The sequence below is a fragment of the Nicoletella semolina genome (assembly GCF_004345745.1).
GTDB lineage: Bacteria > Pseudomonadota > Gammaproteobacteria > Enterobacterales > Pasteurellaceae > Nicoletella > Nicoletella semolina.
Genome location: NZ_SLXJ01000007.1, coordinates 26,176 through 43,099, shown reverse-complemented (window position 1 = coordinate 43,099; position 16,924 = coordinate 26,176). Strand labels below are relative to the sequence as shown.

Annotated in this window: 13 protein-coding genes; 6 read left to right on the top strand and 7 right to left on the bottom strand. The window is 39.9% G+C overall.

Annotated elements, in window-relative coordinates; genetic code table 11:
- Window positions 1–30 precede the first annotated feature (30 nt).
- Both ispD and ispF read left to right on the top strand, forming a co-directional pair.
- Window positions 31–735, top strand: a complete 705-nt coding sequence (gene ispD, locus EV693_RS05655; protein WP_132501456.1) for a 2-C-methyl-D-erythritol 4-phosphate cytidylyltransferase — start codon at window positions 31–33, stop codon at window positions 733–735.
- The gene (gene ispF / locus EV693_RS05650) at window positions 728–1,204 is read left to right on the top strand and encodes a 2-C-methyl-D-erythritol 2,4-cyclodiphosphate synthase (RefSeq protein ID WP_132501400.1); all 477 of its coding nucleotides are present in this window, start codon (window positions 728–730) and stop codon (window positions 1,202–1,204) included. Before ispD ends, ispF begins: the two co-directional genes overlap by 8 nt.
- A gap of 55 nt (window positions 1,205–1,259) precedes the next feature.
- Here ispF and EV693_RS05645 read toward each other — a convergent pair whose 3' ends face one another.
- The 4 genes from EV693_RS05645 to aceE all read right to left on the bottom strand — a co-directional run bounded on the left by EV693_RS05645 (window position 1,260) and on the right by aceE (window position 7,663).
- Window positions 1,260–1,586, bottom strand: a complete 327-nt coding sequence (locus tag EV693_RS05645) for a hypothetical protein (RefSeq protein ID WP_132501399.1) — start codon at window positions 1,584–1,586, stop codon at window positions 1,260–1,262.
- A 139-nt stretch (window positions 1,587–1,725) separates the two neighbouring features.
- The gene (gene lpdA / locus EV693_RS05640; protein ID WP_132501398.1) at window positions 1,726–3,150 is read right to left on the bottom strand and encodes a dihydrolipoyl dehydrogenase; all 1,425 of its coding nucleotides are present in this window, start codon (window positions 3,148–3,150) and stop codon (window positions 1,726–1,728) included.
- Window positions 3,151–3,266: 116 nt separating this feature from the next.
- Window positions 3,267–4,889 (bottom strand): pyruvate dehydrogenase complex dihydrolipoyllysine-residue acetyltransferase, encoded by a 1,623-nt coding sequence (gene aceF / locus EV693_RS05635; protein ID WP_132501397.1) that lies wholly within the window; start codon window positions 4,887–4,889, stop codon window positions 3,267–3,269.
- Window positions 4,890–5,005: 116 nt separating this feature from the next.
- The gene (gene aceE, locus EV693_RS05630; protein WP_132501396.1) at window positions 5,006–7,663 is read right to left on the bottom strand and encodes a pyruvate dehydrogenase (acetyl-transferring), homodimeric type; all 2,658 of its coding nucleotides are present in this window, start codon (window positions 7,661–7,663) and stop codon (window positions 5,006–5,008) included.
- 392 nt (window positions 7,664–8,055) lie between these two features.
- On the opposite strand from aceE, the gene purE reads away from it, so the two are divergent.
- From purE to queA, 3 genes are all read left to right on the top strand, one after another.
- The gene (purE, locus tag EV693_RS05625) at window positions 8,056–8,589 is read left to right on the top strand and encodes a 5-(carboxyamino)imidazole ribonucleotide mutase (RefSeq protein ID WP_132501395.1); all 534 of its coding nucleotides are present in this window, start codon (window positions 8,056–8,058) and stop codon (window positions 8,587–8,589) included.
- A gap of 18 nt (window positions 8,590–8,607) precedes the next feature.
- Window positions 8,608–9,699, top strand: coding sequence for a 5-(carboxyamino)imidazole ribonucleotide synthase (purK, locus tag EV693_RS05620; RefSeq protein WP_132501394.1), 1,092 nt, complete (start codon window positions 8,608–8,610; stop codon window positions 9,697–9,699).
- 109 nt (window positions 9,700–9,808) lie between these two features.
- Window positions 9,809–10,900, top strand: coding sequence for a tRNA preQ1(34) S-adenosylmethionine ribosyltransferase-isomerase QueA (gene queA / locus EV693_RS05615; RefSeq protein WP_132501393.1), 1,092 nt, complete (start codon window positions 9,809–9,811; stop codon window positions 10,898–10,900).
- Between the two features lie 59 nt (window positions 10,901–10,959).
- Here the strand turns inward: queA and folC are convergent, their stop codons facing one another.
- Both folC and accD read right to left on the bottom strand, forming a co-directional pair.
- Window positions 10,960–12,258 (bottom strand): bifunctional tetrahydrofolate synthase/dihydrofolate synthase, encoded by a 1,299-nt coding sequence (folC, locus tag EV693_RS05610; RefSeq protein ID WP_132501392.1) that lies wholly within the window; start codon window positions 12,256–12,258, stop codon window positions 10,960–10,962.
- Complete coding sequence (gene accD, locus EV693_RS05605; RefSeq protein ID WP_132501391.1) at window positions 12,258–13,169, bottom strand: acetyl-CoA carboxylase, carboxyltransferase subunit beta; 912 nt, start codon at window positions 13,167–13,169, stop codon at window positions 12,258–12,260. The genes folC and accD overlap by 1 nt, the downstream gene beginning before the upstream one ends.
- A gap of 209 nt (window positions 13,170–13,378) precedes the next feature.
- Here accD and EV693_RS05600 point away from each other — a divergent pair, with 209 nt between their 5' ends.
- Window positions 13,379–14,575: an amino acid aminotransferase gene (locus EV693_RS05600; RefSeq protein ID WP_132501390.1), complete on the top strand. Its 1,197-nt coding sequence runs from the start codon at window positions 13,379–13,381 to the stop codon at window positions 14,573–14,575.
- A 70-nt stretch (window positions 14,576–14,645) separates the two neighbouring features.
- Here EV693_RS05600 and parC read toward each other — a convergent pair whose 3' ends face one another.
- Window positions 14,646–16,880 (bottom strand): DNA topoisomerase IV subunit A, encoded by a 2,235-nt coding sequence (gene parC / locus EV693_RS05595; RefSeq protein ID WP_132501389.1) that lies wholly within the window; start codon window positions 16,878–16,880, stop codon window positions 14,646–14,648.
- Window positions 16,881–16,924 lie beyond the last annotated feature (44 nt).

Here is a 16,924-nt window from a genome sequence, read left to right as displayed (position 1 = left end):
AAAATATGAGAGGTGAATATAATGAATAACATTCAACCTAAGATCATCGCTATTATTCCAGCATCAGGCGTTGGCAGTCGAATGCAAGCAAATATTCCCAAACAATATTTACAATTAGACGGAAAAACGGTTTTGGAGCATTCATTAAGTCCATTTCTCTCTCACCCTAATATTATACAAATCATTGTTGCCGTCTCTGAAACGGATTCCTATTTTGCAACATTGTCGTGCTTGAAACACCCTAAAATACAGATTGTATTTGGGGGAGAAACACGTTCTCACTCGGTGTTAAACGCACTCATACACGCCGATGAAAATGCTTGGGCGTTAGTTCACGATGCCGCTCGCCCTTGCCTTAAGCGGTCAGATTTAGATAAACTTTTGCAAATCCAATTTGATGATAATGAAATCAATCAAGGGGCAATCCTCGCCACCCCTGCAATTGATACGCTTAAACGCAGCTGCGATGGCAAACATATTGCACATACCGAAGACCGCTCTACACTTTGGCACGCTTTAACACCACAATTTTTCCCCGTTTTAACGCTTAAGCAAGCTATTGAATCTGCACTTAATCAAGGTATCGCGATCACTGATGAAGCATCTGCAATGGAGCTTGCAGGCTATTCGCCTCAATTAGTGTTAGGACGCAGCGATAATTTAAAAATAACACGCCCAGAAGATCTTGCTTTAGCTGAATTTTATCTTACCCATCAGGAGAACAACGATGATTAGAATTGGACACGGATTTGATGTTCACGCCTTTAGTGAACAAGGACCATTACGAATTGGTGGCATTACAATCCCTTATGAAAAAGGTTTCCTTGCTCATTCTGATGGCGATGTGGCACTTCACGCCTTAACTGACGCTTTACTTGGTGCTGTTGCATTAGGTGATATTGGCAAACTGTTTCCCGATACGGATATGCAATACAAAGGAGCAAATAGCCGTGAATTATTAATTGAAGCCTATCGTCAGGTTCAAAAAACTGGTTATAAAGTAGGGAATGTTGATGTAACGATTATGGCACAAGCTCCAAAAATGCGACCTTATATCGATCAAATGCGTCAAGCCATTGCAGAAGATCTTGACTGCAATATAAACCAAGTTAATGTCAAAGCGACAACCACTGAAAAATTAGGATTTACTGGCAGAGGCGAAGGGATTGCTTGTGAGGCTGTTGCACTATTAGTGAAAATCTAAAAAAAGCGGTGAGTATTTACAAAAATTTTGCAAATCTCACCGATATACATCATATTTATTTAGCACAACCAGGTAAGTTCTGGTCAATTACAATATTACCTTCAACGATTGCAGAGACAGTGAAAAAATTCTGTTTTACATAGGTTGCAACATCTGATAATGCCACGGCACATTTATTGTTTTGAATCGCCCTATCCGTTGCTTCATCAAAACGAGCAAGTTGTGCAGAGTGTATTCCTTTCACCCTCTCAGTAGTAACTTGTAATTTCCCGCTATTTACATTGATATTTTTTGAACTCATTATGGTATAACCGCCAACACGATGTGTACAACTTGCTAATAATAATGCAGTAAAACTAATTGCTAATATTTTTGTTCGCATAAAAACTCCAAATTGTTAATCAATATTATTTATATGCTCTGTCAAGAACATATAACAATGTATACATTGTACAAGCTAAAAAAAATTAAGGGCTACAAATTTCTCTGTAGCCCTTTGATATCGGTAATATCTTTAAAAATTAACGTTTTTTCGCTTTTGGATTTGGTAAATCTGTGATCGAACCTTCAAATATCTCAGCGGCTAAACCTACAGACTCGTGCAATGTTGGGTGTGCGTGAATGGTCAGTGCAATATCTTCCGCATCACAGCCCATTTCGATTGCCAAACCAATTTCGCCTAATAACTCACCACCGTTGCTACCCACGATAGCCCCGCCTAAAACACGATGCGTATCTTTATCGAAGATAAGTTTCGTCATACCTTCCGAACATTCTGATGCAATTGCACGACCTGATGCTGCCCAAGGGAATTTCGCCACTTCATAGTTTAAACCAAGCTGTTTACACTCTTTCTCAGTTTTACCTACCCACGCCACTTCAGGTTCTGTATAAGCAATTGATGGAATCACTTTTGGATCAAAGTAGTGTTTTTGTCCTGCGATCACTTCAGCAGCAACGTGTCCTTCGTGTACACCTTTATGAGCTAACATCGGCTGTCCAACAATATCACCAATCGCAAAAATATGTGGTACATTGGTACGCATTTGTTTATCCACTGCAATAAAGCCACGTTCATCAACATTTACACCAGCTTTGCCTGCATCAATGAGTTTACCATTTGGCACACGACCGATTGCCACTAAAACGGCATCATAACGTTTAGTGTCATTGCAGGCTTTGCCTTCCATCGAAACATAAATACCGTCATCTTTCGCTTCAACAGCTGTGACTTTTGTTTCCAGCATTAATTTGAATTTTTTCTCAACTTGCTTAGTATAAATCGCAACAACATCTTTATCTGCAGCAGGGATCACTTGGTCAAACATTTCAACCACTTCTACTTCTGAACCTAATGCGTTATACACGGTTCCCATTTCCAAACCAATGATACCACCGCCCATAACGAGGAGTTTCTTAGGTATTTCTTTCAATTTGAGTGCATCTGTTGAATCCCAAATGCGTGGATCTTCGTGTGGAATGAAAGGCAATTGAATTGGACGAGAACCCGCAGCAATAATCGCATTATCAAATTTAATTGTCGTTGGATTACCATCACGATCACGAGCCACTAATGTATTAGGATCAGTAAATGCCGCTAATCCTTCAACAACAGTTACCTTACGCGCTTTCGCCATACCCGCTAGACCACCTGTTAATTTTGATACAACAGCTTCTTTACCCGCACGTACTTTATCTAAATCAATCGTTGGCTCACTAAAAAATACACCATTCTTATCGGCGTGTTTTGCTTCTTCAATAACCTTCGCAACGTGAAGTAATGCTTTTGATGGAATACACCCTACATTTAAACAAACGCCACCCAAAGTTGAGTAACGCTCAACAATCACCGTTTCCAACCCTAAATCTGCACAACGAAATGCTGCAGAATAACCAGCAGGACCTGCACCAAGTACCACAACTTGTGTTTTAATTTCTTTGCTCATATTTTATCCTTTTTGTAGAGACGCAATGCTTGCGTCCTTGGACACACAGTGTGTCCCTACGGTACAACAAGTGGTCAAGTTTGCAAAAAATTCTGCAAATTCAACCGCTTAACTAATTACATCACTAAACGACGAATATCTGCTAATACACCGTTGAGATAGCTTAAAAATCTCGCACCGTCTGCACCATCAATAACACGATGATCAAAAGACAAGGAAACAGGCAGCATTAAGCGTGGTTGGAATTCTTTGCCATTCCAAACTGGCATCATTTCTGATTTTGATACGCCTAAAATGGCGACTTCTGGTGCATTCACAATCGGGGTGAAATGTGTTGTTCCAATACCGCCGAGGCTAGAAATTGTAAAGCAACCGCCTTGCATATCTGAACCCGATAACTTGCCATCACGTGCTTTCTTAGACACTTCCATTAGCTCACGAGACAATTCAATGATGCCTTTTTTATCAACATTTTTAAATACAGGTACAACAAGACCGTTTGGTGTATCCACTGCAACACCAATATTAATGTATTTTTTAAGCGTTAATTTTTGACCATCTTCAGAGATAGAACTATTAAAGCGAGGGAAAGCCTCTAATGCTTTCGCAGCCGCTTTCATAATAAATACAACAGGGGTAATTTTTACATCAAGTTTTTGCTTTTCAGCAAGCACGTTTTGTTCTTTACGGAACGCCTCAAGCTCGGTAATGTCTGTACGGTCAAAATGCGTAACGTGTGGAATCATTACCCAGTTACGGTGTAAATTCGCCCCTGAAATCTTATTGATACGGCTTAATTCAACCTCTTCAATTTCACCAAATTTGCTGAAATCCACTTTTGGCCAAGGTAACAAGCCTAAACCAGCACCATTTGCCACACCACTACCTGCTTGTACATTTCCGCTTTGTTTTTCAAAGACTTGAACTGCATTTTTCACATAGGCTTGAACATCTTCTTTGACAATACGTCCTTTACGCCCCGACCCTTTCACTTTATCTAAGTTAATACCAAATTCACGAGCCAAACGGCGAATGACTGGGGTGGCATGAGCATAGCCTGCTGTCGCAGTCACTTGCTCTTGGCTCAATCCTGATTGATTAGCGTTGTCTGCTGAGCTTGTTGGTGCTGGAGCAGCTTCTGCCTGTGAAGCTTGTGCTGCTGGCGTAGCTACTTGAGCAGTATCAGCTGAAGCAGAAGCCCCAACTACTTCAAATTTCATAATAAGAGAGCCAGTCGAAACTTTATCACCTAAGCTAATCAAAATTTCTTTCACCACGCCGTCAATCGGTGCAGGTACTTCCATTGAGGCTTTATCGCCTTCAACACTGATGATAGATTGTTCAACCTCAACTTTATCGCCCACTTTTACCATAATTTCGGTAACATTTACTTCATCGCCACCGATATCTGGCACATGCACTTCAACCACTGAGCTTGCAGTTGCCACTGTGGCAGTTTGTTCAGTAGGCTGTGCTGCAGCTTCTTGTGGAGCAGCTTCCGCAGCACCAGCGGCTTCTAACACGAGCATTGGTGTACCTGTTGAAACTTTATCACCCACTTTTACTAATACTTCTTTAACTACGCCTGCTTCAGGGGCTGGCACTTCCATAGACGCCTTGTCGCCTTCAACGCTGATAACTGATTGGTCAATCGCCACCGTATCGCCCACATTCACCATCACTTCGGTTACCGTAACTTCATCACCACCGATATCTGGGATTTGAATTTGTTTTGACATTTTGTAATCCTTTTTTAACTAGCGGTCAATTTTGCAAAAATTTTTACAAATCTGACCGCTCTTTTTGTGTAATCGTAATAGGCACACAGGGCGTCTATACAATTTTTTAACATTTATTATGCATATAGCGGATTGATACGATCTACGTTCAACCCAAATTTCGCAATCGCTTCTGCAACAACTGTAGCTTCTACTGTACCTTCTTTAGCAAGTTGTGAAAGTGCAGCCACCACGATATAACGTGCATCAACTTCAAAATGCTCACGCAAGTTAGCACGGCTATCTGAACGACCGAAACCATCTGTTCCTAAAACGTGATAGTGCTTAGTTGGTACATAGGCACGAATTTGCTCTGCATAAAGTTTCATATAGTCTGTTGCCGCAACAGTTGGTTTATCTGCTAACACTTGTGAAACGTAAGGTACTTTCGCCGTTTCTGTTGGGTGTAATAAATTCCAACGAGCTACATCAGCCCCTTCACGACCCAATTCATTGAATGATGGTGCAGAAAACACATCAGCGGTTACACCATAATCACTTGCTAAAATTTGAGCCGCTTCACGAACGTGGCGTAAAATTGAACCAGAACCAAGTAACTGAACTTGACCTTTTCCTTTACCTTCAACAGTTTCAAATTTATATAAACCTTTACGAATCCCCTCTTCTGCACCAGCAGGCATTGCAGGTTGATCATAAATTTCATTTAAGGTCGTGATATAGTAGTAAACATCTTCTTGGTTTTCACCATACATACGGCGGATACCATCTTGTACAATGACCGCTACTTCAAACGCAAAAGCTGGATCGTAAGTAACGCAATTTGGAATAACACCTGCTTGGATATGGCTATGTCCATCTTCGTGTTGTAAACCTTCGCCATTTAAAGTTGTACGCCCAGATGTACCACCAATCATAAAGCCACGAGCAAGTTGGTCGCCTGCTAACCACATCATATCACCCACACGTTGGAAACCGAACATTGAGTAGTAAATGAAGAATGGAATCATTGGCACATTACTGACAGAATATGATGTTGCAGCCGCAACCCAAGAAGCTGTTGCACCTAATTCGTTAATCCCTTCTTGTAAAACTTGACCATCTTTCGCCTCACGATAGTAAGCCACTAGCTCACGATCTGACGGAACATAATTTTGACCGTGAGGGTTATAGATACCAATTTGACGGAATAACCCCTCCATACCAAAAGTACGAGCTTCATCTGCAATAATAGGGACAATATTTTTGCCAATATTTTTATCTTTTAATAAGGTATTAAGCACACGGCTGAATGCCATTGTGGTTGAAATACCACGAGGTTGCTCATCAAGCAACGCTTGGAATTCTGATAACTCTGGTACAGGGAACGCCACATCAAATTTTGGACGGCGTGCAGGCACATAACCATTCAACGCTTTACGGTGATTATGAATGTAATTATACTCTTCTGAGCCTTCTTCGAATTTAATGTATTCAAGGTTTTCAACTTGTTCATCAGTCAATGGCAATTCAAAATAATCACGGAAACCTTTTAAGCTCTCAAGCGACATTTTTTTCGACTGGTGAGCGGTATTTTTACTTTCTGCTTCAGGGATTTTATAGCCTTTTACTTGATGAGCTAAGATAACAACAGGTTTATCTGATTTTTGTGCTTTAGCAAATGCCGCATACATTTTCTCAGAATCGTGAGCACCACGGCGTAACGCCCAAATTTCTTCATCAGTCATATCTGCAACTAATGCTGCCGTTTCTGGATAACGCCCGAAGAAATGTTCACGAATATAAGCCCCATCTTTTGATTTAAAGGTGAGGTAATCGCCATCAAGTACTTCCATCATCAATTGAGAAAGTTTACCTGTCGTGTCTTTTGCAAAGAGTTTATCCCATTCGCTGCCCCACAACACTTTGATCACTTCCCAGCCAGAACCAGTAAACAAACCTTCAAATTCTTGTACGATCTTACCGTTACCATTAACGGGTCCATCTAAACGTTGTAAATTACAACTGATAACAAAAATAAGGTTATTTAATTTTTCACGAGCTGCAAAAGTTAATGCCCCTTTAGACTCAATTTCGTCCATTTCGCCATCGCCAAGGAAAGCATACACTTTTTGATCGGATGTATCTTTTAATCCACGATGCTCAAGGTATTTTAAAAAGCGAGCTTGATAAATCGCATTAACTGGACCTAATCCCATTGAAACGGTAGAAAATTGCCAAAATTCTGGCATTAATTTAGGGTGTGGGTAAGAAGATAATCCGTCAGTGAAGGCTTCTTGGCGGAAGTTATCTAACTGATCTTCGGTTAAACGTCCTTCTAAGAAAGCACGAGCATAAATCCCTGGTGCAGCGTGTCCTTGCGAAAAGACTAAATCACCGCCATTTTTATCTGTTGCCGCTTTAAAAAAATGGTTATAGCCCACTTCATACATTGTTGCAGCGGATTGGAAGGTTGAAATATGTCCGCCTAAATCCAAATCTTTTTTCTGACTACGCAATACCATTGCAATTGCATTCCAACGAACAGCCGAACGAATACGACGCTCAATTTTATGATCACCTGGGTAGGCAGGTTGTTGTGAAACAGGAATGGTATTAACATATTCGGTTGTTATGCCTGTTGGCAGGGATACACCGCCACTGCGAGCTTGCCCAATAACTTGTTCAATAATAAACTGTGCTCTTTCCACGCCTTCTTCACGAATTAATGAATCAAGTGATTGTAACCAATCTTGTGTTTCGATTGGATCTACGTCCGAACGTAACATCTCTGACATAGTTTTTTTCCTTTTTTGATGAGTGAACAGAATAACAAAGTCCTAACAAACCTTGTTGTTTGATTAAATATTGCACGACAATACATTGCAAAAATAACTAAAATTCAGACCGCTTATATCAGCACGTTAAATAATAATGTTAGTTTTATTTACAATTCTATCGTTATCTATCTGATTTTAAACAAAAAAACAGACTTTATATTTTTTGTTTAAAATTTGTAGATAAATTTTGACACACAATAACAAAATCAGATAATTTTGTCTATTTTCGCAAGTAATAAATCAATACAGGATTAAACAAATGAATATTAAAAATAAAAATTAACGCAACCGTTTGCTTATTGTGATATTCTACACAACCTGAAGAATTATGGATAATCTAGGGGGTTTTTATGTCTCAACCTATATCTACACAACTGCTTAAAAAACAAGCCACTCAGCGTGCTGAGATTGCTATTGTGATGGGTTCTCAAAGTGATTGGGCAACGATGTCTGAAGCTGCAAAAATACTTGATTTATTCCAACTTTCCTATCATATCGAAATTGTTTCTGCACATCGTACGCCAGATAAATTATTTGAATTCGCCGAAAATGCTGAAAAGGCAGGTTATAAAGTGATTATTGCTGGTGCTGGCGGAGCAGCACATTTACCTGGAATGCTTGCCGCTAAAACAATTGTGCCTGTACTTGGCGTACCAGTAAAAAGCTCAATGCTAAGCGGCGTGGATAGCTTATATTCTATCGTGCAAATGCCAAAGGGCATTCCTGTTGGCACCTTAGCGATTGGTCCTGCAGGTGCAGCAAATGCTGCTTTATTAGCTTCACAAATTTTGGCAATGTTCAATCCCAAGTTAGCACAGCAATTACATCAGTTCCGCCAAGATCAAACCGATACTGTGTTAGAAAATCCTGATCCCCGACTATAATCAAGGACGAAAGCGATTATGCAAAAAAGTGCCATTTATCCCCCAATTTATGTGTTAGGTAACGGTCAGCTAGGCAGAATGCTACGCTATGCAGGTGCCCCTCTTGATATTGAAGTTAAGCCGCTAGGGTTTAATGATCCAACATTTGAGCTTGCACAAAACGGTTTAATTACCGCAGAAATAGAACGTTGGGAAAAAACACCACTGACGAGGCAATTAAGTCAGCATAAAAATTTTGTTAATTTAAATATTTTTGGGCGTTTAGCCGATCGCTTTACCCAAAAGCAATTACTCGATCAACTTGAACTTAAAACTTCACCTTGGCAACTCATGGAATCACCAGAACAATGGCAGAAAATATTCCAGCAGCTCGGTGAAAAAATAGTTGTCAAAAAACGAACTGGAGGCTACGATGGACGTGGTCAATGGATAGTTACACCAGAAAATATAGAGCAAATTCCAGCAGTATTATTCAGTGAAATTATTGCTGAAAAATTTATTCCATTTGATGGCGAAATTTCCATTGTGGGAGCAAGATTTCGTGATGGGCAAACTCGTTTCTACCCAATTACGCACAACCTACAACAAGGTGGCATTTTACGTTACAGTGTGATGAATAACCAGTTGCCAAAGCAAGCTATTTTTCAACAGCAAGCAGAAAAAATGTTAAATGCAATCTTGCAAAAACTTGATTACATTGGCGTAATGGCAATGGAGTGTTTTATCGTAGGCGATCAACTATTGATTAATGAACTTGCCCCTCGGGTTCATAATAGTGGACATTGGACACAACTAGGGTGTGCAACTAGTCAATTTGAACTGCATCTCAGAGCGTTATTAGACTTACCTACCCCACCGCTTGAAACTCAAGGTCTTAGCGTAATGGTAAATTTAATTGGCATTCCTCTAAATAAAACTTGGCTAAATGTGCCATTTACTCAATTGCACTGGTATGGCAAAGAAGTACGAGAAGGAAGAAAATTAGGACACATTAATTTATGTCATTCAGATCCCTCAAGATTACAACAATCATTACAGCAACTTCGTGCATATTTAACCGAAGATTACCACTCTGGGCTAGATTGGGTATTGCAAAAACTAGTACAATAAGCATTTTTTAGGCTGCAAGCGGTACAATTCCAGCAAAAAATTGCAGCCTTTTTCACTTTATATGCTATGCTTTGCGTTTTGATAAGTTAATAGTATTAAAGGATATTTTTTGCAAGTCTCCGATTTCCATTTTGACCTTCCTGATGATTTAATTGCACGCTACCCAACCGAAGAACGTACCGCAAGCCGTTTACTTTATTTAAATGGGGAAACAGGCAATTATCAAGATCAACAATTTACCGATCTACTTTCCCACCTCAATACAGGTGATTTACTTATTTTTAATAATACTCGTGTTATCCCTGCTCGACTATACGGACGTAAATTGAGCGGAGGCAAATTAGAAGTATTGATTGAAAGAGTGCTAGATAATCACCGTTGTCTTGCTCACATTAGAGCCTCAAAAGCTCCTAAAGAAGAAGCAATTCTCATACTTGGTGAAGATAAATTAGGTGATGGAAATGGTTTAGAAGTTAAAATGGTCGCACGACACGACAGTCTATTTGAGCTTCATTTTTGCAGCGAAACTCCACTTTTTGAACTCCTGCAGCAAGCTGGACATATACCGCTTCCACCCTACATCGATCGCCCAGATGAAAAAGCTGACCAAGAGCGTTATCAAACAGTCTATAGCCAAATTTTAGGAGCAGTAGCCGCCCCAACTGCAGGATTACATTTTGACGAAGCAACACTAAAAAAATTAAAAAATAAAGGTATTGAAACAGCGTTTGTAACGCTACACGTTGGAGCGGGTACTTTCCAGCCTGTGAGAGTAACCACACTTGAGGAACATAAAATGCACGCTGAATATGCCGAAGTCAGTCAAGAGGTTGTAGATAAAATTTTAGCAACCAAAGCACAAGGAAAGCGTGTTATTTGTGTGGGAACAACCTCTGTTCGAACAATCGAAAGTGCTGCACAAAAAGCAGAAGAAATAGGTGAATTAATCGTGCCTTTTAATGCAGATACAACCATTTTTCTCTATCCAAGTAAAATATTCCGTGTCGTTGATGTTTTAATTACGAATTTTCACCTTCCTGAATCAACGTTAATTATGCTTGTTTCTGCATTTGCAGGCTACAATCACTGTATGCAAGCATACCAACACGCAGTAGAAAAAAAATACCGTTTCTTTAGCTATGGGGACGCAATGTTTATTACTAAAAATCCGAATGCTTTAAATGATCTCCCTAGTAATTAATAACAAATACAATAAAATATGGGAAAATTCGATTCGCTCCAAAATTGAAATCGCATATTTTATTGTTGAATAAATTGTAAGAAATTTGCCACCGTATAGAATGAGCCAAATACCATGATCATATCTTGTTCTTGTGCTTGCTGGAATAATGTATCAACCGCTGATTCAATGGTAGAATATGCCACTGCAGTCGCATTGGGGAGCACATAATGTAATTTATCTAGCACAGCTTGCCCTGATTGCCCTCGATAGCCTTCTAAACCAATACAATGCCATTCTGTAATAAGTGCTTCGAGTGGGCGAACAATCCCTGATAAATCTTTATCCACTAATGCACTAAATAACGCATACATACGTCTATTTGGCGAACTATATTTTTCTAGTTGAGATGCTAAATAACGAGCTGCATGTGGGTTATGCCCCACATCAATAATCACCTGTGCTAGCGGTAGATTTCCTGAAAATTTTGCAAAATCGGCTACCGAGAGTTTCTGAAAACGTCCCGTCATTTTTACTTCAACAAACGCTTGTCGAATGCTATTTTCATTTATTGAAAAAGGCAATTTATCCAATACTGCTAATGCCGTTGCGGCATTTGGCGTAGGAATATTAGGCAACGGCATTTCATACGATTTACCTTCAGATTGCCACAACAATCGGTCAGATTGTTCAGAATAATTCCAATGTTCGCCATGTTGGAATAATTGACAATTAAGATGCTTAGCGTAGTCTATTATGCTTTGTGGGCAATCTGGCTCACCAATCACTACAGGGCAATTTTGGCGAAAAATCCCTGCTTTTTCTCGCCCAATTTGCTCTCGGTTATCGCCTAAAAACTCAACGTGATCAATATCAATTGATGTGATCACCGCAAAATCGGTGTCTACAATGTTGGTTGCATCTAAACGTCCGCCTAGCCCAACCTCAAGAATTGCAACATCGACTTTTTGTTGCTTAAACAATGCAAGTGCTGCGAGTGTTCCCACTTCAAAATAAGTTAAAGAATGTGATTTATTTGCCTCAATATCTGCAAACACATTAACTAATGCTGAATCACTGACATTTTTGCCTTGAATGCGTACTCTCTCATTATAATGAATCAAATGGGGAGAAGAGTACACACCCACTCGGATACCAGACGCTAATAACGCTGCTTCAATAAACTTACAAGTTGAACCTTTGCCATTTGTGCCAGCGACTGTGATAACATACGGTGCAGATTTAAGCAGTTCCATTTTTTGAGCAACACAACGAATACGTTCAAGTCCCATATCAATAGGTTTGCTATGCGACTGCTCCAAATAGGAAAGCCACGCTTCCAGTGAATCCGTGGCTTTAGGGGTAGAAATAATAGACATTATTCTGCTTTTTCCTTTACTCTTTCTTGCTTTTCAACAGCAGTTGCTACATTAAACGGTGTTGCAAAGTGAGTTATTTTTGCTAATAGTCGAGCAAGTGTCTCCCGCATATCTTTACGATGCACGATCATATCAATCGCCCCTTTTTCTAATAAAAATTCACTACGCTGAAAACCTTCAGGTAATTTTTCACGCACCGTCTGCTCAATCACTCGAGGACCTGCAAAACCGATTAACGCTTTCGGTTCTGCAATATTGATATCGCCTAGCATTGCGAGGCTTGCGGATACACCACCAAGTGTTGGATCAGTTAAAACTGAAATAAACGGCACACCTTTTTCTCGCATTTTTGCCAAAATTGCACTCGTTTTTGCCATCTGCATTAAGGAAAATAATGCCTCTTGCATTCTCGCACCACCAGAGGCCGAAAAACAGACAAAAGGAATGTTTTCGCTCAATGCTCGCTCCGCAGCACGCACAAATTTTGCACCAACAACCGATCCCATCGATCCGCCCATAAAATCAAAATTAAATGACGCTACGACAATCGGCATATCATACAATTTGCCATACATTACAATAAATGAATCCTTTTCGCCCGTTTGCTTTTGAGCAGCCGTTAGACGATCTTTATACTTTTTCAGATCCCTAAATTTCAGCACATCTTGCGGCTCTAATTCGGAAGCTAATTCTTCTACGCCATCTTTATCCAGCAAGCTTAATAAACGCTCACGAGCGTCAATACGCATATGATGATTACATTTTGGGCAAACGTGTAAATTACGTTTCACTTCTTCACTGTATAAAACCTGCTCACAGCCTGTACATTTTGTCCAAATTCCTTCTGGAATTTTTGATTTATTCACTGAAGACGATGAGGTTCTACCAAGAATTTTTTCAATCCAACTCATTTTTTACCCTATTTTTATATGGAAAAATTTTTCTTATTAAAGCATAAAATCGTTAATTTTGGTACGCAATGAAAGAAAAAATCTCGCAACTCTAACAAGAAGGGGAATCATTGCAAAATTTTTTATAAAAAAAACCGCTTTCCCTTGCGAAATATGCGAATAAGTCGTATAAATTCGCTACTATTCACTTCAATACGTTAGAGGAATCTATGTCATTATTTAATCATATCCAAGCCGCCCCAGCCGATCCTATTCTAGGATTGGGCGAAGCCTTCAAAGCCGAACTCCGTCCTGAAAAAATCAATTTAGGGATTGGCGTTTATAAAGATGCGAATGGACAAACCCCTATTGTACAAGCAGTAAAAGAAGCCGAAAAACGCTTACTGGCAAAAGAAAATACTAAAAACTATTTAACGATTGATGGTATTTCTGAATTTAACATACATACACAAGCACTGCTTTTTGGTGAGAATGCACAGGTGATTACACAAAAGCGTGCTAAAACCGCCCAAAGTTTAGGGGGAACAGGAGCGTTACGCATAGCGGCTGAATTCATCAAACGCCACACAACTGCTCAAAATGTCTGGATTTCAACCCCAACGTGGCCTAACCATAATGCGATTTTTAATGCTGTAGGTATTACGATTAAAGAATATCGTTACTATAATAAAGAAACTAAATCGTTAGATTGGAATAACTTAATCGCTGATTTAGCTCACGCAGAAAAAGGCGATGTTGTGTTGCTTCACGGTTGCTGCCATAATCCGACAGGGATAGATCCAACGCCAGAACAATGGGAAACTTTAGCGAAAATGTCCGCAGAAAAAGGCTGGCTACCACTTTTCGACTTTGCTTATCAAGGTTTTGCTAATGGTTTAGAAGAAGATGCTTTTGGGTTACGCACTTTTGCTAAAAACCACACAGAACTACTCGTTGCCAGCTCATTCTCGAAAAATTTTGGGCTGTATAACGAACGAGTGGGAGCATTTACACTAGTGGCAGAAAATGAAAATGTTGCCAATAATGCCTTTAGCCAAGTCAAATCCATTATCCGAGTCCTCTACTCTAATCCATCATCACACGGAGCAAGTGCAGTCGCAACGGTATTGGCTGATAACGAATTAAAAGCAAACTGGATTGCTGAACTGGCTGAAATGCGTAACCGAATTAAACAAATGAGAGCAAAATTTGTTGAATTATTGAAACAAAAAGGAGCGACGCAAAATTTTGATTTCATCATTGAGCAAAATGGTATGTTCTCCTTTAGTGGCTTAACGCCAGAGCAAGTTGATCGTCTGCGTGATGAATTTGCTATTTATGCAGTTCGTTCTGGTCGAATCAATGTAGCAGGGATTACGGAAGCGAATATTAACGCTTTGTGCGATGCAATTGTGAAAGTATTATAATTTTATGCCTTAGAGGTGAATATATAGATTCACCTCTAATTGAATTCATTTCCCTACAGTCTTAAAATTTTTAATCCACAATTTCAATTTCTGTATTCACATTTAAACCTCGCACGAGTGGCGAGCCTTTTCTGGCTCTCTCACCACGATAATGTTCAATATCGCTCGGTTTCAGCGTAATTTTTCGTTTACCTGATAGGAAAATTAACGAACTGGTTGGGCGAATCACCAATAATCTGGCTAAAAATTCTTCGCTATTTTTGCTGATATTGATAATCTTGTTGCCTTTCCCTTTTGATAATACAGGTAAATCCGCAACTGGGAAAACCAGCATTCTCCCCACATTACTCATTGCGACCAATAAATTTTCAGTGGATTGCTCAAATAACTGCGGTGATAATATTTTTGCATTATCAGGCAAAGAAATAACCGCTTTCCCTGCCTTATTACGAGAAACAAGATCGCCAAATTGACAAATAAAACCATAGCCAGAGTTTGATGCCATCAATACTGGCACTTGCTCATCAGCAATCAGTACGCTCTCAACAGTTGCTCCCTCTGGCAAGGTAAGTTTACCTGTAATAGGCTCCCCTTGCGAACGTGCAGAAGGCAATGATTGTGCGTCTAACGCATAACTACGCCCTGTGCTATCAATAAATACAACAGGCTGATTACTCCTGCCATAAGCGTGAGCAAGATAACGATCGCCTGCTTTATAACTTAAGCCCTGCACATCAATCTCGTGTCCTTTGGCACAACGTACCCAACCTTTTTCAGACAAAATCACGGTAATAGCTTCTGCTGGCGTGAGTTCATTGTCTGAAATGGCTTTCGCTTCTGCTCTTTCTACAAGCGGCGAACGACGAGGGCTGGCAAACGCTTTGGCATCGGCTTGAATTTCTCGTTTAATTAATTGGCTTAAACGCTGTTCTGAGCCTAATATTCCCTCTAATATCAAACGTTCTTCCGCTAATTTTTGCTGCTCTGCTTGCAGTTCGTGTTCTTGCAATTTTGCTAAATGACGCAAACGTAGGTTTAAAATCGCTTCTGCTTGCACATCACTCAAATGAAAACGAGCCATTAAGACCCCTTTAGGTTCATCTTCATTGCGAATAATTTCAATTACCTCATCAAGGTTTAAAAACGCCGTCATTAAACCATCAAGAATGTGTAGCCGACTTAAAATCTTATCTAGGCGATAATTTAAACGTTTCGTTACAGTGTTTCGGCGAAATTGAAGCCATTCCGTTAGAATAGCTTGGAGGTTTTTTACCGCAGGCTTACCATCTAGCCCAATCATATTCATATTGATACGATAACTTTTCTCTAGATCCGTTGTAGCAAAAAGATGATCCATTAACGCTTCGACATCAATTCGATTAGAACGAGGCACAAGCACAATTCGAATTGGATTTTCATGGTCAGATTCATCACGAATATCCTCCACCATTGGTAGCTTTTTATTTCGCATTTGGCTAGCTATTTGCTCAATAATCTTGGAGGGAGAAGCCTGATGTGGCAACGCCGTAATGACAATATCCCCTTCCTCTTTCTGCCAAATTGCCCGCATTTTGATTGAACCCCGTCCTTGCTGATAAATTTTAGCGATCTCTGATTTTGGGGTAATAATTTCAGCTTCAGTAGGATAATCAGGCGCTTGAATGATGGTTAATAAATCAGCCAAGCAAGCGGTCGGTTCGTCCAATAATTTTACACAAGCATTAGCTAACTCATTGATATTATGAGGTGGAATATCCGTTGCCATACCAACAGCAATCCCTGTTGTTCCGTTGAGTAAAATATGAGGTAAACGAGCAGGTAAATATTTGGGTTCTTCTAACGAGCCATCAAAATTAGGTTGGTAATCAACAGTACCTTGCCCCAATTCGCCCAACAGCATTTCTGCAATTTTCGACAACTTTGATTCTGTGTAACGCATTGCTGCAAAAGACTTCGGATCATCGGGCGCTCCCCAGTTTCCTTGCCCATCAATCAATGGATAGCGATAAGAGAAAGGTTGAGCCATCAACACCATCGCTTCATAACACGCACTGTCGCCGTGTGGGTGGAATTTCCCCAACACATCACCCACTGTGCGTGCAGATTTTTTATATTTTGCCGTTGCATTCAAGCCAAGCTCTGACATTGCATAAATAATACGGCGTTGCACAGGTTTTAGACCATCACCAATAAACGGCAACGCCCTATCCATAATCACATACATTGAATAATTCAAATAAGCGTCCTCGGTAAAACGCTTAATCGGCATCTGCTCTACGCCTTCATAATTTATTTGACTGCTCATTAATTCCTCATCATTATCAACAAATTAAACAAGATCCTATTTTT